This window comes from Empedobacter sp. GD03865 (genome assembly GCF_029840775.1).
GTDB classification, from domain to species: domain Bacteria; phylum Bacteroidota; class Bacteroidia; order Flavobacteriales; family Weeksellaceae; genus Empedobacter; species Empedobacter falsenii_B.
Genome location: NZ_JAOCDF010000003.1, coordinates 1 through 20,217 on the forward strand (window position 1 = coordinate 1; position 20,217 = coordinate 20,217).

A 20,217-nucleotide genomic window follows, 5' to 3' on the forward strand; every position below is an offset into this window, starting at 1 on the left:
ATGCACAACGGGTACTGAATATAATAATGTAAAGTTATTTCTTTAAAGATGTTGATAAATAAAAAAAATACTTAACTTTTTGGAAATCTTAAAAAAAAGTTAGAGTTTTGTCTAAAATGTTATAAAATATAAAACTATGAGGAGAAGATTAACATCTTTGGGTTTACTAGCTTTCCTAGGATTAGGAACAATGGCTTTTGCTCAAGTTACGGGTGTAGTTAACGATGCTAACAATTTTCCAGAGTCAGACGTAGAGGTTACTGTAAAGGGTACAGATAAAGTTGCGTATACTGACGAGAACGGAAATTTTAACATTGATGCTAAAGTTGGTGATACAATTATTATCAATGGAAAAGAATTTAAAGTAACTTCTACTAATTTAGGAGCTTTAAAATATGATACTGAATCTAAAGATATTTCTTTAGGGGAAGTTACTATATTAGGAGGTATTAAATTAGATCCTGCACAAAAGATTGGATCTTACGAAACAGTAAAAAAAGAAGCTTTTGAAAATACTCCTGTGGCTTCTGTTGATGAGGTATTAAATGGACGTGTCGCTGGTTTAAACTTTTCTACAGGAGGAGGGCAACCAGGATCAGCTAATATTATTGCTATTCGTGGAGCAGGATCCTTTGTTGGTACAACAAATCCTTTGTATGTAATTGATGGAGTTGTTGTTGGAAAAGGAGCAGATAATGCTGGTTTAATGACGTCATTTAATCCATTGTCTTCAATTGATCCTAATCAAATAGAGTCTGTAACAGTTCTTAAAGATGCTTCAGCAACTGCATTATATGGTGCTCGTGGGGCAAATGGTGTTATTGTAGTAACTACTAAACGTGGTAAGTTTAATCAGGCTACTAAATTTAATATTTCTACCGATTTTGCTGTTCAAGGCGAAGCTTATAATGAAAATAAGTACATGAATGCTCAAGAATTTATTCAATGGGGAGGTTTATTAAGATATAATTCTGGATTAGCTACTTCAAGAGAGGCAGGAGAGGAGTACTTTAAAACTTATACTGGATGGGATGGAGTAACTGATACGGATTGGAGAGATGCCGTACAGCGAAATACATCTACGGTTAAAACATATAATTTTTCAGCTCAAGGAGGTGGAGAAAACACTTCATTTAGAGCAGGATTTAGCTACTATGAAAATAACCCTTTAACTCTTTATAGTGGGTTTGATAGATTGAGTACAAGTCTTGCATTTGACCATAAAGCATCAGAAAAATTTAAGTTAGGTGCAAATGTTAATTTTACTACAGTAAAAAATAATACTTATATGGATGGTGGGGCTTTCTCTAACCCTTGGTTAACACAATGGACAGTAAGACCAATTACACCTATTTACAATGCAGATGGTTCATATAACGTTAATCTTGGTGGTGCAGGAGGTCATAACCCTGTAGCAGTACAGGAATATAGTCATATACAAGGTAATATTAATACATTTTTAGCTTCTGTTTACGGAACATATAATTTTACTAAAGATTTAACTTTTGATACGAACTTTGGTGCACAATACCAAACTTTAGCAGAAGAACAATGGTATAACCCTTGGTATGGAGATGGTGTTTCTGTGAACGGACGTCTTTACGAAACAGATTCTAAATATTTTGATTGGAACTGGGTTAATACATTAGGATATAGAAAAGTAATTAATGAGGTTCATGATTTTCAAGCTAATGTTGGTATGGAATACCAAGAGCATAAAATGAAATATGCTTTTGCTCATGGAACAGATTTCTTAATTCCCAAGCCTCAAATGTCAAATGCTGGAACAATTATGGAGGCTGAATCATTTGACAGAAAATGGATTCAATATTCATACTTTGCAAGATTAAATTATATCTTTAATAATAGATTAACTGTCTCAGGACAAGTTCGTAATGATAATAATTCAACTTTAGGAGAAAATAATAAAGGAGGATGGTTTTGGTCTGCAGGAGCGTCTTATAATTTTGCAAAAGATATTAATTCATCTGCAATCGATGTATTAACTATTAGAGGTAATTATGGTGAATTAGGAAATATACCTTATGCAGATTCATGGGGGTCAGTATATAATGGAGTTTCTTTTATGGGAGTATCTAGTATATATAATGAAGACAAAGGTTTCATTGTATCTAATGTAGGAAACCCTGACTTAAAATGGGAAACAACAAAACAATTAAATATTGGTTTAGAATATGGATTTGGTAATGGATTAATTAGTGGTTCTGTTGATGTTTATAGAAAGTTAACAACTGATGCTATTTTTCCTTCTGAAATTTCTTATGATACTCCATCTCCAGTTAATCGTAGTTTTACTAATATTGGAGAAATTGAAAATAAAGGTATTGAAGCAATTTTGACAGTTCGTCCATTTAATAAAGGAGACTTTAGATGGTCATTAACAGCAAATGCTTCTTATAATAAATCAGAAGTAGGTAAAATGTTAGATCCAGATGCCAGATATTTAGCAGGAGGTATGAAAGCTATACAAGAAGGACGTGAGTTTGGAGAATACTATACTTACGGATGGGCAGGTGTTGATAAAGAAACTGGAGCAGGATTGTACTGGACAGATGAGACAAAAACAGCTACAACAACTAATAGAACAGAAGCTGAACAATTCTTTCAGGGTTCTACTCCTTTTCCTAAATGGATGGCAGGTTTAAGAACAGATATGTCTTGGAAAAATATAACATTAAGCGCATTTTTTGCAGGTTCATTTGACTATCAAGTTTATGACTCTTGGCAATCTTACACTTTATCTGATGGTGCTTCTGTTACATATAACCAATTATCGAGTGCATTATATGATTCTTGGACTCCAGAAAATACAGATGCTTCAAATCCTATTCAAACATGGGGGAATGGAACAAATTCAAGAGCTGCATCTTCAAGATATTTAAAAGATGGTGATTTTATTCGCCTAAAAGAATTAAAGTTGGCATATAGTTTTGGAGATAAATTAAAAAATGCAGGTATCGATAATTTAACGATTTATTTAAAAGGTCAGAATTTAATCACTTGGGTTTTTGATGATACATTAACATTTGATCCAGAATCTAATTCTAATGCTTACTCTTATGGCTGGCAAGGAAAAGGAGTGTTCGATTATACTTCTCCTATTATGAAAAGTTATTCAATTGGATTATCTATTGACTTCTAAAAAATTATAAAAAAATGAAAAAAAATATATTTGTATTATCATTATTTACTATAACTTTAGGTTTTACATCATGTAGTGAAGATGATTTGAACCAATTTCCTGATTACGGTATTGGTATGCCAAATGGAGGGAATCCTATAACTGATGAGACAACTATGGCAAAAGTATTAACAGGAATGTATCAACAAATGTCAACTGCTGATGCTTTTGCGTCAACAATCCCAGTTGTTGGTAGTCTTGCATCTGATGACTTTTTTGTTAGTACAAACAATAGTGGTTATTATTTAACAACGAGCAATTTATCTTGGACACCATCATCTTCAGATTTTACAGTTGCTTATAATGAGTTGTATGATGTTGTTGCTCAGGCTAATATTGTGCTAAATGCTACTATTGAAGAAACTACTGCAGTTAAAAAATATAAAGCACAAGCATATACTGCAAGAGGAATGGCTCACTTATATTTAGCAATGGGATGGGCAGAGAATCCTACATCTGGAAAAAACCAAGAATATGGTATAGCTATCTATACTGGTAATTTTGATCCAAACTTAAAATCACCTCGATCTACAGTTGAAGAAACATACAATTCTATTATCGAAGATTTGAAAAAAGGGATTGATTCTTCTAATGACACACCTGCAAGTAAAGCATATTTATCAGCTACATCTGCTAGATTATTATTAGCTAAAGCATATTTATGGAAAGGAGATTATGCAAACGCAATATCTATGGCAAATGAAGCTATTAATAGCGCTCCTGCTAGTTTTTCTTTACTAAAAAATAGTCAAGTTGTTAATTATTTTTATGGTGCAACAGGAGCTTCTGAGAGAGAGTTTGAAAATCAACCTGAGACAGTTTGGGAAGTAGGTTTAACAGCTTTAAATAACCCAGGTGTTAATACATCTATGGGTGTGTTATTTGATTATTTAGATCCAACAAATAAAACAGGTGCTGAAGCAGGTTTGAATGCAAGAAGATCAATTTTAGCAAGACAATCATTATATGATTTATACAATGATGGAGATATACGTAAGACTTTATTTGTAAAAGATACACGTACTTTTGATACTCCTAGTGGTTATTTTATAAACAAGTATAGAAAAACTGTTGGAGGAGTTAATAATATTGGTAATATCAAAATTTTACGTTTAACTGAAGCTAAATTTATCAAGTGGGAGGCAATGGCTAAATCAGGTCAAGGAGCAACTGCTCTAGCTGAACTTAATACATTTGCATTAGAGAGAGGTGGAACTACTTATTCAGGGGACGCCTTAACAGCAGTTTTAACTGAGAAGAGAAAAGAGTTTGCTGGTGAAGGACAACGTTTTTATGATTTAAAACGTAATAATTTACCTATGAACAAAATCTCTAATGTTCCTGCAGGAGCTGTTTCTACTGTAGCGGCTGGAGATAAATTATTTGTTTTCCCAATCCCGTCTTATTCGATTAATGTTAATACGAATATGACACAATATCCTGGTTGGGTTAATTAATAAAATTGATAATCTCAAAAAACCCTCGAAGTAGACTTCGGGGTTTTTGTTTTTTTTATGTTATTTAACAAACTCCCAAGCTCTAATTTCAGCCCAAGAATGTTTATTGTTTTCTAAAGGGAAGCCGCAATGTCCACCGTATTTTGGCATTTCAAATGTGCAGAATTTATGGTTTTTAAAACGTTCGATAGGATAACAATCATTTCCTAAAAAAGGATCATTAGCAGCGTTAACAATCAAACACGATGTTTTGATATAATCTAAAACAGTTGCAGGAGAAGCTTTATGGTAATAATCTTCTTTGGATGAATAACCATGTAAAGCTGCTGTAAAATATTCATCTACTTCGTCAAAAGTTTTGATTTTATCAATCATTTTTTCATTCAGAACTCCTGGAAATTGTTTAGCTTTTACTTTAAATTTTGGAACTAAAGTGCGTTTGAAATTTTTAAAGTAAACAGTATTCGGAAATATCTTTAATGTATCAGCACAAGATTTCAGAGAAATAGGTGCAGAAAATACAACACCACATTTTATCTTATTCGAAACTTCATAACTTCCAAGATAATTCAAAATCAAAGCGCCACCCATCGAATAGCCAATCAAATAAACTTCTTGATAATTTTCTTTCAACGCTTTTTCTACAACTCTGTGTACATCATCAATTGATCCATGATGATACAAACGACAAGTGTCATTCATTTCACCTCCACAAGAGCGATGATTCCAAGCTAGAATATTAAATCCTTTATCATAAAAATAATCTGAACACGAATTAAGATACGTTCGTTTCGAATCGCCTTCTAATCCGTGAAAAAGTATAACTAATTTGTCTTTATTTTCTTGAAATCGCCAATCCAAATTCAGAAAATCACCATCATCAGTTTCCATTTTTTCTCTAGTGTAATCTGGAACAGAATATTTCTTGAATTTCGCTGGAATAATGGTAGAAAGATGTGCGTTTCGATTGATGAAATTAGGTTTCGGATAACTCGAATGTTCTATGTAAGGCATTTAAAATATTTTTACGTCAATTAAGAAATCCTTTTTAATTTCCTCGTTTATATTAGCTAGAATTTTCGATTTTCCCATCAATAATTCTTGTCGCATTGCAGGAGAATTAATTTTTACATACAAAATCCTTTGCCTTACTTCAACTCGATCTGTATATTTCTCGAAAAACTTTCCCATCACCGTTTGCCAAGCCTCTTCTGCTTTGACTTCCCAAATCAATTCTTCCTTTCCACTTTGTTTAATGAAATGCTCCAAAGCTTGTCCAAGCGTTTGCTGATTACTTCTTTTTTCGTACTTTTTCATAAACGGAAAACTTTACTTTCAGAATTAATTTGTTTAATGATTTGCTCTGTTCTTTCGGGATGTGTATCGGTGATAAAAATTTGACCGAATCGTTCCTCGTTCACTAATTTAATCAATTGTGTTACACGATGTTCGTCCAATTTATCAAAAATATCGTCCAATAATAATAAAGGAGTAATGTTTAATGAAGATTTGATCACTTCTAATTGGGCTAATTTCAATGCGATTAAATATGATTTTTGTTGACCTTGCGAACCAAATTTCTTGATAGGATAATTGGTAATCGTAAACAACAAATCATCTTTATGGATTCCGGCTGTCGAATATTGGGCCGAACGATCTTTGTACAAAGCCTCTTTCAGAACCGTTTCAAAAGGTGCATCATTAAGTTGTGAAATATATTCGATGTTTACTTTTTCTCGACCTTCCGAAATTTCATTGTAATATTTCAAGAAGGCATCCAAAAAAGTTTGAATAAATTCTTTTCGAACCTCGTGTATTTTTTTTCCTAAATGAATCAATTCTTCATCATAAATTTCCAAAGAAGTTGAATCAAATGTATTATTCGCAGCAAAGTATTTTAGCAAGGCATTTCGTTGAACTAAAACTTTATTGTATCGCATCAAATCAGCTAAATATTGCTTATTCGATTGCGAAATAATATTATCCAAAAATTTGCGACGAACTTCGCTTCCTTCTTTGATTAAATCACTGTCATAAGGAGAAATCATCACCAAAGGATATTGTCCAATATGATCAGAAATACGATCATAAGATTTTGAATTTCGCTTTAATTGTTTGGGCTGACCAGAACGAACCAAGCAAAAAATCAGGTCATCAGATTCATTTCGATCAAAAGTTCCTTCTAATATAAAAAAATCACAATCGAACTGAATATTCATCGCATCCGAATGATTTAGATACGATTTACTTAAAGCCAAATAGTGAATAGCATCCAAAACATTGGTTTTGCCTTTGCCATTTTGTCCTACAAAAGCATTAATTTTTGGTGAAAATTCGAAATTATTTTCATCAAAATTCTTGAATTGTCGCGCTTTAAGTTCTTTCAAATACATAAAAGCAAAATTACGATATTAATTAGGATTTACGATTGACGAAGTTTGATTTATGAATTTTTATAATGATTTTCAATCCTAAAACAATGATTTTGAAACAAAATGTCGAGTTAAAAATCAAAATGATGTATTTTTGCATCTTTAAAAGAAAGATTTAGAAAAATGGCAATTCAAAAACCATCGATTCCAAAAGGGACAAGAGATTTCTCGCCTTTAGAAGTGAATCGTCGTCAATATATTATCAATACGATTAAGAAACAATTCGTGTTATTCGGATTTTCTCCAATCGAAACTCCATCATTCGAGAATTTATCAACTTTAACAGGTAAATATGGAGAAGAAGGAGATCGATTAATTTTCAAGATTTTGAATTCTGGCGATTATTTAGCAAAAGTTGATGAGCAATTGTTAACAGATAAAAATAGTCAAAAAGTAATTGCGCAAATTTCTGAAAAAGCATTACGTTATGATTTAACTGTGCCTTTCGCACGTTACGTGGTGCAACATCAGAATGAAATTACTTTCCCATTTAAGCGTTACCAAATTCAACCAGTTTGGCGTGCCGATCGTCCTCAAAAAGGTCGTTTTCGTGAGTTTTTTCAATGTGATGCGGATGTTGTAGGTTCGGATTCGTTGTTACAAGAAGTTGATTTTGTACAATTATATGATTCAGTTTTTACAGAATTAAAAACGCCAGTTGAAATTCATATCAACAATCGTAAAATTTTATCAGGTTTAGCAGAAGTAGCAGATATTTCGGCTCAATTGATTGATTTTACAGTGGCTTTAGATAAGTTGGATAAAATTGGTGAAGAAGCGGTAAAAGAAGAAATGCGTGGAAAAGGAATTTCTGATTCTGCCATCGAAATTTTATCACCTTTATTCTCAATGAACGGTGATTATAAAACTCAATTTGCACAATTAAAAGAAATTTTAAAATCTTCGGAAACTGGATTAAAAGGAATTGAAGAATTAGAATTTGTTTTTGAAAATACAACAACTATTGGTTTACAATCGGCTGAATTAGTTTTGAACTTGACATTAGCACGTGGTTTAGATTATTATACTGGAGCTATTTTCGAAGTGAAAGCGAAAATCGGAGAATTCTCTTCATCTATTGGTGGAGGAGGTCGCTACGATGATTTGACAGGAATTTTTGGATTGAAAGATATTTCTGGAGTAGGAATTTCTTTTGGATTAGATCGTACATATTTAGTTTTAGAAGAAAATAATTTATTCCCAGCTTTAGAAGATTCAACAAATATCCAAGCATTGTTCATTAATTTCGGAACGAAAGAAGCTGCTGAGGCAATGAAATTGGTAAAACAATTACGTCAAAGTGGAATTAATACAGAGGTTTATCCTGATGATGCAAAAATGAAAAAGCAAATGGGATATGCTGATAAAAAAAGAATTAAGAAAGTAATTCTTTTGGGTGAGAAAGAAATTGCAGAGCAAAAAGCGACTGTAAAAGATATGATTTCGGGAGAACAAACTGAAGTTGCTTTTGCTGATTTGGCTAATGCGTTATAGATTTTGGAAAGAATCTAATTGTATTTGTTTAATATATAACAAGTTAAATAAGGTTTAGATACAAAATAATAAATAGGCATTATGCCTTAATTCAAATCTATTCAATATATTTGCAAACTATTTAATCAAGAATATAAAATGAGTTTATTAACAGTTGGTACAGTTGCCTTTGATAAATTAGAATCTCCTTTTGGGAAAACAGATAAAATCTTAGGTGGTGCCGCTACATATATCGGTATGGCGTCTTCTTTATTGGGCGTGGATACAGCAATCGTTTCAGTTGTTGGTGGAGATTTTCCACAAGAATACATCGATTTATTAATTTCAAAAGGAATTAATTTAGATGGTTTAGAAATCGTAAAAGAAGGAAAAACATTCTTTTGGGAAGGTAAATACCACAACGATTTGAACACACGTGATACGTTAGCAACAGAATTAAATGTTTTAGAAACTTTCAATCCAGTTGTTCCTCAAGATCGCAAATCTCCAGACGTTTTGATGTTAGGAAACTTACATCCATTGGTACAAAAAGGAGTGTTGACACAGTTAGATAATCGTCCAGGTTTGGTTGTTTTAGATACAATGAACTTTTGGATGGATTGTGCTTGGAATGAGTTAATGGATGTAATCAAAGATGTTGATGTAATTTCTATTAATGATGAAGAAGCGCGTCAAATGTCAGGTGAATATAGTTTAGTGAAAGCAGCTAAAAAAATTATGACATTCGGGCCAAAAACAGTTATCATCAAAAAAGGTGAGCACGGAGCTTTATTATTCCAAGAAGAACAAGTTTTCTTTGCACCAGCTTTACCATTAGAAGATGTTTTCGATCCAACAGGAGCTGGAGATACATTCGCAGGTGGTTTCTCTGGATACTTAGCAAAAACAAACGATTTTTCTTTCGATAACATGAAACGTGCAATTGTTTACGGATCTGCATTAGCATCTGTAACATGTGAAAAATTTGGAACAGAATCATTAGGAGCTTTAACACGTGATGGTTTAGCTGAACGTTTGAAAGAATTCAATAAATTAATGGATTTCTCAATAAATTTATAAGAAAATTATTCATCAAAATATTTAAAGCCTTGCATTTGCAAGGCTTTTTTGTTTTATATTAGATTGTAAATAATTTATATGCAAGCTATTTTTGAAATAATTTTTATTGTGATTGGTGAACTTATAGTAGAAATTTTTGGAATAAGAGTTCGATATATTATTTTAAAACTATTTAATCCGAAGTTAAATTTTGAGGAATTTTCTCAAAATAAATCGGGTTGGCATAAATGTTATAATGCCGTAGTAGGTATGTTAATTCTAATTGGATTAATATTTGGTGTTGCTTTTTTATATTTTAATTAAAATGAAAAATAAAATTATTCACGTTTTGATCCTCGCATTTTCCTCTTTACTTTCTGGAATAATGATTTCGAAAATGTCATTTATCGGAAAAGTTGGAATCACAATTATTTACAACGAATATACGATCCTGAAATCGTGGTGGAAAACAGCCTTGTTATTATTTGTCATACAAGCTGTTATTTTTATTGTATTATCCATTTGGAATGAGAAAACAACGAAACGTTTTAAACGTTTGTTATTGCCTCTCATTTTCCTTTTTATGGGAATTATTGGATTAATTTATTGCTATTACGATTTTACTGAAACCTCACATCGTTTATTGAAAAAGACGTTCCATTTCGGATTTTATATTTTTTGGTTTACATGGTTTGGGAATTGTATATTCTTTATGACAAAAAAATCTCAAAAAGTAGAAGAAATTCCACAAGAAACAGAAGTGTATTAAAATAAAAAAGCTCATCAAATTTTGATGAGCTTTTGCTTTTGTGACCGAGACAGGATTCAAACCTGTAACCTCTTGAGCCGTAATCAAGTGCGCTATTCAGTTGCGCCACTCGGCCATTCCTGATAAGAAACTATTGTTCTTATTTTGGACTGCAAATATACAGACTATTTTTGAATCTGCAAATATTTTTTTAATAAAATTATCCTCGATCTCTGTCTGTAATTAACATCAAGATAAAACTCAAAACAAAAAGTGTATCATTTTCAGTTGATTGATATTGATTTAGTTTAAATTTTCGTCCAAAGAATGAAGGTTCTTTTGATACTTCCATCATTTCTCTTCCTTGTAAATCAGTTAAAACATATTTTGGATTGAAAATATAACCGGAGAAAAATCCTACAACGGGAATTTCACCAACCATTCCGTCCATCATGCGTGTAAAACCACTACGTTCGTTGATTGTAAATAAATGATTATCATTTGCGTCGTAAATATGAAAAGTCGCTTTCCAAAAGGATTTGAAAGTTTTTCGTTTTGCTTTACCAACAACATTTCCGTTCGCATCTGTAATGGTAAAAGTTTGTTGAAAATCGATGATTTTATTCGAACGAAGTTGAAAAAGTTCTTCTTTTTTTGATGAATCACGGTAGATTTTAATCACATCTCGCCACGAAAGAATTTTTTCGCGTACATAAAACACAGGTTGATTATTAGCGTCCGTTACAGAAAAATCATTGGAAAAAGTTGCAATATGAAACTTTATATCAAGCGGAAATTTTAGGTTGTTTAAATTCATAAGTGTTGAGTAATTTTTATCAAAAATAGATTTTTTTCTGACATAAAAAAGGTTCAGAATTTCTGAACCTTAAGTTTATAAATAATTTCTTACTTCATCTAAATGTGTAATTGTAGGAACATCATCCATCGAAAAATTATCATCTAATCGATCAAAGAAAATAGCCGACATTCCGAAAGCTTTTGCGCCAACAGCATCCGCAATCCAATCGTCACCAATGTAAATTGATTCATCTTTTTTAGCACCAGATTTTTCCATTGCCAAAGAAAAAATACGAGGATCAGGTTTCAAGATTTTGATTTCGTCTGCATAAGTCACCGTATCAAAAAAACCATTTAATTCTGATGTTTCAATTTTACGTTTCGAAACTTCGATAAATCCATTTGTGATAATGTGTAATTGATATTTTGGTTTCAAATAATCCAACAATTCCATTGCTCCATCCACCACTTCATTGTAATTGGTAATCGTTTCCATGTATTCTTCTTCAAAAATCTTTGCTAGAGCATCATTATCAATCCCAAGATTATCAAAAGCTTCTTTGAAACGACGAGCACGTAATTCTTCTTTTGTAATTTTTTTGTCACGAATCAAAGCCCAAAGACCTTCGTTGCTATCGTGATAAAATGGATGAAATTCCTCGAATGTAAAACCATATCTATTTTCTACATCATACTTTTTGTAAAGCTCATCTAGCGCGAATTTTGCATTTTTTCTGAAATCCCAAAGTGTGTTATCAAGATCGAAAAAAACGTGTTTTATTGTGTTCATAAATGCAAAGCTAAGGATTTTATGTAGATTTGCTGATGAAGAAAATATCAATTGAAAGCGAAGTTAGAAAAATTTAAAACGAAGAATGCCAAAGGTGTTTTGTCTTTGTTGGCAGGTAACACAATTGCGCAAGTGATTATGTTTATTGGCGGAATTATTTTGGCTCGAATTTATGGTCCAGAAGCATCGGGAACTTACAATGCTTTTTTGAGTTTTGTGGCCATTCTTTCTATTTTGACAACATTTCGTTTAGAGAATATTTTCGTGATTTCAAAATCATCGAAAGCGATTAGAAATTTGTTTACAACCTTATTATTAGTGAGTAGTATTGTAACGATTTTATTCTTTTTGGGTTATGCTATTTTAGAAAAAATTTTCACATTCAAAACCTCCTTATTTATTGTTTTCTTAAGTTGTGTTGCAGGGGTATTTACAGCTTGGAACAATGTACAAAATACGTTGTTTACAAAGTATAAATTATTCAAAAGTATTTCAACTGGATTTGTGATTAATGCACTGTTTTCGGTTTTTTTTCAGTTCATTTTTTATTGGATAGGCTACAAAGAAACAGGATTGATTTATGGAACAATTTTCGGAACTATTTTGTCTTGTGCATATTATTTTTCAATTACAAAAGGACGATTTTCTTCCATTGACTTTGGGTTGGCTAAACGAACAATTTCTAAGAACAAAGAAATCATAAAATATACATTACCCTCAGAATCGTTGAATGCAATTGCTAACAATTTATTGCCAATTATGATCGCGATTTATTTCTTGAAAGAAGATGTAGCTTTTGTGGGAAATTCAGCTAAAGTTTTGGTTGTTCCTTTGACGTTGCTTTCCAATTCGATGTCGAAAGTTTTCTTTCAGAAATCTGCTGCAATGATTGATCATCGTTCGCATCAATTATATGATTTATCGAAAAAAGTGGTGCTGTACAACGTTGGAGCAATTGCTGTTTTTCTTTTGTTGATGAATTGTATCGGAATTTTTATTCTCGAGTGGATGCTTGGACCAGAATGGAGAGGTTTACATATTATGACATGGATACTTTCATTTTGGATTTTGTGTCGTTCTGCAATGAATCCTATTCAGCAAATTGTTGTGGTGATTAAGAAAAATCATTACGCACTATACTTCAATATTTATTTGGTTTTCGTCACATTGATTACTTGTGTGATTGGCGGACTAAATAAAAACATACTTTTGACGTTATCTCTATATTCTTTCTTTGCAGGAATGGGCTATTTGGTTCAACTTTACTTTGTAATGAAAGAACTGAAACGTTATAAAAAGTTAGGTGAATAATTCGAGAAAAAATATTTTAGCTTTAGCATCTTGGTATCCGAGTAGAATTTTTTTAGATAATGGAGATTTTATTCAGCGCCATTTACGTTCTATCTCTACTTTAAATAATGTGACGCTTGTTCATGCAGTAAAAGATGAAAATTTAAAATCTAATTTTGAAATAGATGATTCTATCAACCAAAATGTAAGAGAAATAATTGTTTATTTTAAACCATCTTTTTTTCGCCCGTTTAATTTAATCAAACAATTTATAGCTTTTCTGAAAGGAGTTTCTTTGATTAATAATTTTGATATAATTCATCTCAATGTTGTTTATCCGGCAGGTTTAGTTGCTTTATTTTTGAAAAATAAATACAAAAAACCAATAGTTTTAACAGAGCATTGGACAGGATTTTCTCCAGAACGTTTTATTTCATTTCCATTTTACAAGAAGTTTTTAATTAAAAAAATACTTAGAAAGGTAGATGTTTTAACGCCTGTTTCAAATGATTTAGCACAGAAAATACTTAAAATTTATCCTATAACAATTGTAAAAATTATTCCAAATGTTGTGGATGTAGAATTGTTTTCGGTAAAAGAAGATTGTAAAATAAAAAGAATAACTTTTTTACATCTTTCGCATTTAGAAAATGAACATAAAAATATTTTAGGAATGTTGAATGTTGTTAAAAAGTTAGTTGATAATGGCTATAATTTTGAATTTCAGATTGGAGGAAATGGAGATTTAACTTTGATTAATAATTTTGTTGAAGAAAATAATTTGTCTGCTTTTGTAAAATCTTTTGGGCGATTACAACATTTTGAAGTGAATCAAAAGATGAAAAATGTGAATTGTTTTGTACTTTTTAGTAATTATGAAAATCAACCTTGTGTACAAATAGAAGCTTTTGCTTCGGGAATTCCTGTTATCGCAAGTGATGTTGGTGGAATTAAAGAATTTATGCCAAATAATTTTGGATTTATTGTGAATAAAAATGATGAATCAGCACTTTATAAAGCAATGGTTGAGGTGATAGAAGGTTATGAATTTGCAACACCAAAGGAATTAAATAATTATGTTTTGAATAATTTTTCTAAGGAAGAAATTGCTCAACAATTTGATGATGTCTACACGAAAGTTTTAGAATGAAAGATTTAATCAAATTCATACAATCCTTTTTACAAAACAATGGTTTTTACGTTTTTTTATCTTTTGTGGTAGAAAAATTAGTGATGTTGATTAATACCATTTTCATTGTAAAAATGATTCCTCAAGATGAATTTGGTCGTATAACACTTATCGCATCTATCATTGGGTTTGTTACGCCATGGAATGGATTAGGTTCATTACAGGTTTTGATGAAATTTGGTGCTGGTGAAGAAAATGAACAAACACGTAAAGACCTAAGTCGAAAATTATTTAGAAATGGTGTTATTAATCAGCTTATTTTATGTAGTCTTTTTATTGTAATTGCTAATTTTTATGCCATAAAATTTGATCATTTATTGTGGATTATTCTCTTGTTTTCTGTTCGTCTTTTGGGCTTATTTTTCCAATCACATCTTACAATTGATTATCGTATAAATGGTTTTAATAAAAAGTTTGCTTCATTAAATATATTGATTAACTGTTTGGGACTGATTTTTACATTTTTCTTAACCATCAACTTTGGAGCAATTGGTTATATGATTTCGCTGGCGATTACACCTTTTATTAGTTTATTTTTCTATTCTAAAACAATTTTACAACAATCAATAAGTGGTTTAAGTGAAATGAATTGGAAAATGATGTGGAAATATGGAAGAATGGAATCTTTGGCTTATTTCGCTTCAGAGTTATTGTTTTCGATTGATATTGGAATGATTGCGATTTTTATGACAGATAAAGATATTGCTTTGTATAAAGTTGCGATTCTTTTGCCTATGAATTTATTATTTATTCCGACTATATTATTTCAAACCGATTTTCCTCGAATTATTAAAAATAGTCAGAACAAGGATTTTCTAAAATTTTATATCAAAAATTATTATAAGCTATTCATTCCTATAGGAATTAGTATTCTTTTAGGAAGTTATTTTCTTAGAGATTTTATAATCGAGTTATTTTTCAATAAAAGTTATTTAACTGGTGGTACAGTTTTTTTTATTGCAACAATAGCAGTTGTTTTAGCAATGTTGTTTAGAGTATTATACATTAACTTGAATAGTACAATAGGAAGATCAGATTGGAATGTAAGAGTATCAATCCTCTCAATTGTTTGTTTAGTTATTTTTGATGCGCTATTAATTCCTTTTTATGGAATAGAAGGAGCAGCTTTAGGTATGTTAATAACTTTCTTAATTTCTGGATTATACGCATATTATTTGTTTAATAAGTATTTAAAAAATATTTAAAAATGTCATTATCAAAAAAAATATCAAAATTTATAAATGGATTTTTTCAAATTTGTAAGAATCCTTGGTTATTAAATATTATCATTGACCAAAATGAAAATTGGGAAAAGAAAACGCCAAATCATTATAAGAAAGGACTAAATCAAGTTTCTTTAGATCAATTATTTCCAAATTTTGACGGAAAATTAGATACAGTTGCTTTTTTAGATGGCGGTTCTTTGATTACAGATTTATTACTGCTGAAAAATGCGTGTAAAGAATTTGAACAATGTAAATATTTCGAAATTGGAACTTGGAGAGGAGAAAGTATTGTTAATTTGATTGATGTTGCTGATGATTTGAATACGTTAGATTTAGATACAAAGGATTATAAAACGTATAACTTTTCACAAGATTATGAAAATGCACATGGTTTTTTTATAAAAGATAAATCTAAAATAAAACAACATTTAGGAGACTCGACTAAATTTGATTTTTCAGGATTGAATAAAAAATTTGATGTAATTTTTATCGATGGAAATCATCGTTTTGATTTTGTAGTTTCGGATACAAAAAATGTTTTTGAACATCTGATTCATGAAAACTCTATCGTTATTTGGCATGATTATGCATTCTCGCCAGAAAAGATACGTTTTGAAATATTGAATGCAATTATAAAAGGAGTTCCTAAACAATTTCATAAAAATCTATATCATGTAGAAAATACAATGTGTGCTATTTATACACCAAAGAATTATGAAGGAAATATTCTTAAACTTTACGATAATCCAAAGAGAATTTTTTCTATAGATTTAAAAATTAATTAATGAGAAACAACATGCTTCTGTAGTAGTTTCTGAATATAAAATTTATAACGATTCTTTTTTATAAAAATTGCTGGGTTAGAAATACAATTATCCATCGGAAGTCGCTGAATATTTGTTGAAATCTCATCGTTTTTTATTCCTGCCGTACCAAATGTAAAATCGGATTTTATAGTATTAAAAAAGTTTATAGAAACTCCATCATCTGTAAAAGGAAAAGAAAAAACTCGATAATCCAAATTAAACTTTTCTTGAATGAAATTTAAACTATCATTGGTTTCTTTTAATTGTTCTTCAAAAGAAATATCTCGATAATAAGGATGATTCATTGAGTGGGCTCCAATTGTAAATCCTAGATGAATTAACGTTTTAATTTCATTTTCATTCAAATAAATTTCAACATCATTTAGTTTTATTTCTTGTTTTAAAATTAATGAATTAATTTTTTTAAGATCATGAATAGAATAATTTAAAAGTTCTTTTTTAAGGTTATTGTCTGTAATGTTTTCTAAAATTAAAGCAACTTTATACCGATAAAAAATTTCTTGATTGTCAATAAAATTTGGATTGATGAAAAAAGTCGCATCTAAATTTCGTTCTTTTAATATTGGTGCAATTATAGAGTAACATTCTTTCAAACCATCATCAAAACTAAGATGAAAGTAATTTTCTTGAGGAATAGAACCATTTTTTTCGTATAAATCAATTAATTCAATCATAGAAATATTGACATAATTTTTCTGAAAAAAATCTAATTCACGTTGAAATTGATCAATAGATTTTAATGGATATAATTGATCGATATGAATTAATCTTTTATCTGAAACTGTATGGTAAAAAGGAAATATATTTTTTTTGAATAAATTTAATATCATAAAATAGCAGTCTTAACGTTTGTAAGTAATGAATGCAATTAAAACATTTTATAAAAAAATATTTTCCGAAAAGATAAGAATTAATAATAGAAAAAATTTAAAGAAATTGAATGGATTATTTCTGAAAGGAAATAATTTTTATTGTAATTGTTGCGAACAATCTTTTTCTAAGTTTTTGGATAAATCAAACGGTATAGATAACCGAGAAAATGCTGAATGTCCAAATTGTGGTTCATTAGAAAGGACAAGAGTTTTGTTAGAGTTTATAAAAAATGAAACAGATTTATTGGTTAAACCGAATAAATTATTGCATATTGCTCCAGAAGACGCATTGAAAAATATTTTTAAACAGACCGATAATTTACGTTATATCAATGCTGATATTAACATTAATCTTGCTGATGAAGAAATGGATATTACTTCAATAAATTATCCTGATAACACATTTGATTATATAATTTGTTGTCATGTTTTAGGGCATATTCCAAACGAAAAAAAGGCAATTGATGAATTGTTTCGCGTTCTAAAAAAAGGAGGAAAAGCTTTGATTCAAACTCCTATTCATCCAATAAATAATACGTTTGAAAATGCTGAGCTTAAGACGGAAGAAGAACGATTAAAAAATTATGGTGAAAAAGATTTATTGAGATTGCATGGACAGGACTTTCAAGAAAGATTAAAACGTGAAAATATAATTGTCGAAAAAATAGATTATCGAAATAAAATTGATCATAATTTAGCAAAGAAACTTTCTGTTGGAAATGGCTATCGTGAATTAATTTTTCTTTGTCAAAAAGTCTAAATTAGAATAGTTTGTATAATGATTTTTTATAGCACCAAAACCTTGCATAAATTTAGCTATAGAAGGAATCATAGAACCTTCGAAATCAAGTGTTAATTCTGAATTAGAAAAGTTTTTGATAATGTAATCTATTATGTAAGCTGATCCAAAATTACTTTTTGAATTCTTATTTCTTGCAAAAGCAAAATTATAAACTCGATTTTTAGAAATCATGATTAGTTGACAACCAATTAAATTTTCTTCTTGATCAAAAATTTCATAAATATTAATAATTTTTTGATTAAATAAACTTTGAATTTTTTCTTGCGAATAGTTTATTAAATTATTTGCGATCAAATATTCATAAGATGAATTTATTTTGAAAAATCGATTTAATTGAGTAACTTTTTCAATGTTATAATTGGATTTTTCTACTTTACGAATTTCATTTTTTCTATTTCTACTGTAATTTGAAAATAAAATTTCATAATCTTGATTCAAATCTAAAATATAATTAACCTTTTTCTGTCCCTTCGGTTCAAACATCTCTGTATTTTCCTCATTAAAAGCATAAGCTCTCACTAAATTTCGATGTAGTTTTTTCTCAAAAAGTTGAAAAGTTTCTTTTGAGAAATTTTCTTGATGAAAAACTCCTAATTGTTGACAATAAATTGGTTGTGTAATAAATTTTATACCAATTTTTTTTGTATATGGCAAAGGCATTATGGCTTCATAATCGTTCAAAACATAACAATCCCAATTGTTTTCAACTAAAGCATCCAAATAAAAAACTTCGGCATAAATGCGGTAATTCACCGATTTGTTGAGACATTCGGTATATTTATTAACATCTAATTTTTTTCGAGAAACTCTTTTTATCATTTAAAAATACTTTCGTAAATTTTTCGCCATTCAGTCCAATCTTCGTTCAAGTTTGATTGGTGGAATAATGTTATAAACGTTCCGTTTGTGGCTTTAATTGTTTGTTTCAATCGTTTTATTTCCTCTAAAGCTTGTTGCGGTGTTAATTTTAAATAATTTTTCAATGTAACATCCATTGCGACAAAAGGATATATTTTTAACAATGTTTGTTGATTTCTTGATAAGTCAAACCATTTGAATGGAGTAGATGTTCCAGCTCTAAAGCCTAATTGATGTGGGAATCCCATGGTGTAATCTTCCAAAATTTCATTTATTAACAATTGTTGATAAGTGTAAGGGAAATTCAATTTAATGAAATGTTGACGTGATTTTTTTATCGGTTGATTGCTAATTTTTTCTAATCGATTAATTTCAATTGTTAATTTATTTTCATCAAAATTAGATTGATAAGAAGGGTGAATTCCAATTTTTGCCCAAGTTGAAATGTTATTTATTAAATTTTTTTGAGCATTATTTTTCCAATGATGATTTTTATCGAAAGTAGAATAATCGCCCAATAACCAAAAGAAAACTGTTTCGATTTGATGTTTTTCAGCTAAAACTTTCAAATAATCAAATGTATCGTAAGGATCTTTTTTTTGCTGATTTAAAATTTTGATTTGATTCTGAAATTCTTTGAAATCACCTTTTAAAATTTTCTTTGAAAGTGAACCAAATTTTATTTTAGGAGAATGATGAAGATATTTCCATGCATAATCTACGTCATGAGTATTAATCTGTTTGAAAACTCTCTGTTTAAAATAAATTTCAGGAAATTTAGACTTTATCTTTTTTTGAATTTCAATACAAATTTCATCTACAATTGGTTTCGAATAATCTAAATCCGAACCTAAAAAACGATTGTGTTTATCAAATTTTTCTGGTTTTGCAATGTATTCTTCATAACGAGAAAGCCAATAAAAACATTTCCCAAATTCGTTTAAAATTGAATAATCAACATTTTCTTGAATGGTAGTTTCCAATAAAATATCATCAACTTTATAATTGATTTCATTTTCTAAAAATTGATTTGAAAAGTTGATTTTTGGTAAAATTGATTGTGAAAACTCATCAAAATCTGTAGTCGTTTTGTAGTCAATTCCAGAAAAATTATGAAAAATAAAATCGAAAATATATTCAATTCGATTCGTTATTTTTTCTGTAAATATGATGATTTTTTGACTCAAAATAGTT

19 protein-coding genes and 1 tRNA gene are annotated in these 20,217 nt (G+C 29.8%); 11 read left to right on the forward strand and 9 right to left on the reverse strand.

The features are described from left to right. Nucleotides 1-136 precede the first annotated feature (136 nt). Nucleotides 137-3,163, forward strand: a complete 3,027-nt coding sequence (locus tag N5D46_RS01720) for a SusC/RagA family TonB-linked outer membrane protein (RefSeq protein ID WP_280049002.1) — start codon at nt 137-139, stop codon at nt 3,161-3,163. A 14-nt stretch (nt 3,164-3,177) separates the two neighbouring features. Beyond that, nucleotides 3,178-4,659, forward strand: coding sequence for a RagB/SusD family nutrient uptake outer membrane protein (locus N5D46_RS01725; RefSeq protein WP_280049004.1), 1,482 nt, complete (start codon nt 3,178-3,180; stop codon nt 4,657-4,659). 60 nt (nt 4,660-4,719) lie between these two features. On the opposite strand, the gene N5D46_RS01730 is transcribed toward N5D46_RS01725, so the two are convergent. The 3 genes from N5D46_RS01730 to recF are packed head-to-tail and all read right to left on the reverse strand — an operon-like array spanning nt 4,720 to nt 7,052. After that, nucleotides 4,720-5,673: an alpha/beta fold hydrolase gene (locus N5D46_RS01730; RefSeq protein ID WP_280049005.1), complete on the reverse strand. Its 954-nt coding sequence runs from the start codon at nt 5,671-5,673 to the stop codon at nt 4,720-4,722. Beyond that, nucleotides 5,674-5,976 (reverse strand): DUF721 domain-containing protein, encoded by a 303-nt coding sequence (locus N5D46_RS01735; RefSeq protein ID WP_280049006.1) that lies wholly within the window; start codon nt 5,974-5,976, stop codon nt 5,674-5,676. Beyond that, the gene (gene recF, locus N5D46_RS01740) at nt 5,973-7,052 is read right to left on the reverse strand and encodes a DNA replication and repair protein RecF (RefSeq protein ID WP_280049007.1); all 1,080 of its coding nucleotides are present in this window, start codon (nt 7,050-7,052) and stop codon (nt 5,973-5,975) included. Before recF ends, N5D46_RS01735 begins: the two co-directional genes overlap by 4 nt. 162 nt (nt 7,053-7,214) lie before the next feature. On the opposite strand from recF, the gene hisS reads away from it, so the two are divergent. The 4 genes from hisS to N5D46_RS01760 all read left to right on the forward strand — a co-directional run bounded on the left by hisS (nt 7,215) and on the right by N5D46_RS01760 (nt 10,392). Further along, the gene (gene hisS / locus N5D46_RS01745) at nt 7,215-8,585 is read left to right on the forward strand and encodes a histidine--tRNA ligase (protein ID WP_280049008.1); all 1,371 of its coding nucleotides are present in this window, start codon (nt 7,215-7,217) and stop codon (nt 8,583-8,585) included. 138 nt (nt 8,586-8,723) lie between these two features. Further along, nucleotides 8,724-9,644, forward strand: a complete 921-nt coding sequence (locus N5D46_RS01750; RefSeq protein ID WP_280037889.1) for a PfkB family carbohydrate kinase — start codon at nt 8,724-8,726, stop codon at nt 9,642-9,644. A gap of 78 nt (nt 9,645-9,722) precedes the next feature. Beyond that, nucleotides 9,723-9,947: a hypothetical protein gene (locus N5D46_RS01755; RefSeq protein WP_280049009.1), complete on the forward strand. Its 225-nt coding sequence runs from the start codon at nt 9,723-9,725 to the stop codon at nt 9,945-9,947. Nucleotide 9,948: 1 nt separating this feature from the next. Beyond that, a complete protein-coding gene (locus tag N5D46_RS01760; RefSeq protein WP_280049010.1) occupies nt 9,949-10,392 on the forward strand; it encodes a hypothetical protein in 444 nt (147 codons plus the stop codon). Nucleotides 10,393-10,433: 41 nt separating this feature from the next. Here N5D46_RS01760 and N5D46_RS01765 read toward each other — a convergent pair. The 3 genes from N5D46_RS01765 to N5D46_RS01775 form a co-directional block, all read right to left on the reverse strand. Continuing rightward, nucleotides 10,434-10,507: transfer RNA gene (locus N5D46_RS01765), tRNA-Arg, on the reverse strand. A gap of 84 nt (nt 10,508-10,591) precedes the next feature. Continuing rightward, complete coding sequence (locus tag N5D46_RS01770) at nt 10,592-11,248, reverse strand: LURP-one-related family protein (protein WP_347881016.1); 657 nt, start codon at nt 11,246-11,248, stop codon at nt 10,592-10,594. Between the two features lie 15 nt (nt 11,249-11,263). Beyond that, a complete protein-coding gene (locus N5D46_RS01775; protein WP_280049011.1) occupies nt 11,264-11,959 on the reverse strand; it encodes a YjjG family noncanonical pyrimidine nucleotidase in 696 nt (231 codons plus the stop codon). 51 nt (nt 11,960-12,010) lie between these two features. On the opposite strand from N5D46_RS01775, the gene N5D46_RS01780 reads away from it, so the two are divergent. Genes N5D46_RS01780 through N5D46_RS01795 form a run of 4 tightly spaced genes read left to right on the forward strand, consistent with a single transcriptional unit; the run spans nt 12,011 to nt 16,449 of the window. After that, complete coding sequence (locus tag N5D46_RS01780; RefSeq protein WP_280049012.1) at nt 12,011-13,270, forward strand: oligosaccharide flippase family protein; 1,260 nt, start codon at nt 12,011-12,013, stop codon at nt 13,268-13,270. Next, the gene (locus N5D46_RS01785) at nt 13,263-14,399 is read left to right on the forward strand and encodes a glycosyltransferase family 4 protein (RefSeq protein ID WP_125350776.1); all 1,137 of its coding nucleotides are present in this window, start codon (nt 13,263-13,265) and stop codon (nt 14,397-14,399) included. The genes N5D46_RS01780 and N5D46_RS01785 overlap by 8 nt, the downstream gene beginning before the upstream one ends. Further along, complete coding sequence (locus N5D46_RS01790; RefSeq protein ID WP_280049013.1) at nt 14,396-15,643, forward strand: polysaccharide biosynthesis C-terminal domain-containing protein; 1,248 nt, start codon at nt 14,396-14,398, stop codon at nt 15,641-15,643. Before N5D46_RS01785 ends, N5D46_RS01790 begins: the two co-directional genes overlap by 4 nt. Before the next feature lie 2 nt (nt 15,644-15,645). Beyond that, the gene (locus tag N5D46_RS01795) at nt 15,646-16,449 is read left to right on the forward strand and encodes a class I SAM-dependent methyltransferase (RefSeq protein ID WP_125349542.1); all 804 of its coding nucleotides are present in this window, start codon (nt 15,646-15,648) and stop codon (nt 16,447-16,449) included. Here the strand turns inward: N5D46_RS01795 and N5D46_RS01800 are convergent. Next, the gene (locus tag N5D46_RS01800; RefSeq protein WP_280049014.1) at nt 16,446-17,321 is read right to left on the reverse strand and encodes a polysaccharide deacetylase family protein; all 876 of its coding nucleotides are present in this window, start codon (nt 17,319-17,321) and stop codon (nt 16,446-16,448) included. The genes N5D46_RS01795 and N5D46_RS01800 overlap by 4 nt on opposite strands. A gap of 28 nt (nt 17,322-17,349) precedes the next feature. Here N5D46_RS01800 and N5D46_RS01805 point away from each other — a divergent pair, with 28 nt between their 5' ends. Continuing rightward, on the forward strand, nt 17,350-18,123 hold the full coding sequence (locus N5D46_RS01805) for a class I SAM-dependent methyltransferase (RefSeq protein ID WP_280049015.1): 774 nt from the start codon (nt 17,350-17,352) through the stop codon (nt 18,121-18,123). Here the strand turns inward: N5D46_RS01805 and N5D46_RS01810 are convergent. Beyond that, on the reverse strand, nt 18,097-18,984 hold the full coding sequence (locus tag N5D46_RS01810) for a hypothetical protein (protein WP_219033877.1): 888 nt from the start codon (nt 18,982-18,984) through the stop codon (nt 18,097-18,099). The two genes, N5D46_RS01805 and N5D46_RS01810, sit on opposite strands and share 27 nt — an antisense overlap. Then, nucleotides 18,981-20,210, reverse strand: a complete 1,230-nt coding sequence (locus N5D46_RS01815; protein WP_280049016.1) for a polysaccharide deacetylase family protein — start codon at nt 20,208-20,210, stop codon at nt 18,981-18,983. Before N5D46_RS01815 ends, N5D46_RS01810 begins: the two co-directional genes overlap by 4 nt. Between the last annotated feature and the right edge of the window lie 7 nt (nt 20,211-20,217).

What these genes read in the sequence shown, in the direction of transcription:
- N5D46_RS01720 (WP_280049002.1), top strand. Translation starts at nt 137, where the DNA reads ATGAGGAGAAGATTAACATCTTTGGGTTTACTAGCTTTCCTAGGATTA.
- N5D46_RS01725 (WP_280049004.1), top strand. Translation starts at nt 3,178, where the DNA reads ATGAAAAAAAATATATTTGTATTATCATTATTTACTATAACTTTAGGT.
- N5D46_RS01730 (WP_280049005.1), bottom strand. Translation starts at nt 5,673, where the DNA reads ATGCCTTACATAGAACATTCGAGTTATCCGAAACCTAATTTCATCAAT.
- N5D46_RS01735 (WP_280049006.1), bottom strand. Translation starts at nt 5,976, where the DNA reads ATGAAAAAGTACGAAAAAAGAAGTAATCAGCAAACGCTTGGACAAGCT.
- recF (WP_280049007.1), bottom strand. Translation starts at nt 7,052, where the DNA reads ATGTATTTGAAAGAACTTAAAGCGCGACAATTCAAGAATTTTGATGAA.
- hisS (WP_280049008.1), top strand. Translation starts at nt 7,215, where the DNA reads ATGGCAATTCAAAAACCATCGATTCCAAAAGGGACAAGAGATTTCTCG.
- N5D46_RS01750 (WP_280037889.1), top strand. Translation starts at nt 8,724, where the DNA reads ATGAGTTTATTAACAGTTGGTACAGTTGCCTTTGATAAATTAGAATCT.
- N5D46_RS01755 (WP_280049009.1), top strand. Translation starts at nt 9,723, where the DNA reads ATGCAAGCTATTTTTGAAATAATTTTTATTGTGATTGGTGAACTTATA.
- N5D46_RS01760 (WP_280049010.1), top strand. Translation starts at nt 9,949, where the DNA reads ATGAAAAATAAAATTATTCACGTTTTGATCCTCGCATTTTCCTCTTTA.
- N5D46_RS01775 (WP_280049011.1), bottom strand. Translation starts at nt 11,959, where the DNA reads ATGAACACAATAAAACACGTTTTTTTCGATCTTGATAACACACTTTGG.
- N5D46_RS01790 (WP_280049013.1), top strand. Translation starts at nt 14,396, where the DNA reads ATGAAAGATTTAATCAAATTCATACAATCCTTTTTACAAAACAATGGT.
- N5D46_RS01795 (WP_125349542.1), top strand. Translation starts at nt 15,646, where the DNA reads ATGTCATTATCAAAAAAAATATCAAAATTTATAAATGGATTTTTTCAA.
- N5D46_RS01800 (WP_280049014.1), bottom strand. Translation starts at nt 17,321, where the DNA reads ATGATATTAAATTTATTCAAAAAAAATATATTTCCTTTTTACCATACA.
- N5D46_RS01805 (WP_280049015.1), top strand. Translation starts at nt 17,350, where the DNA reads ATGAATGCAATTAAAACATTTTATAAAAAAATATTTTCCGAAAAGATA.
- N5D46_RS01810 (WP_219033877.1), bottom strand. Translation starts at nt 18,984, where the DNA reads ATGATAAAAAGAGTTTCTCGAAAAAAATTAGATGTTAATAAATATACC.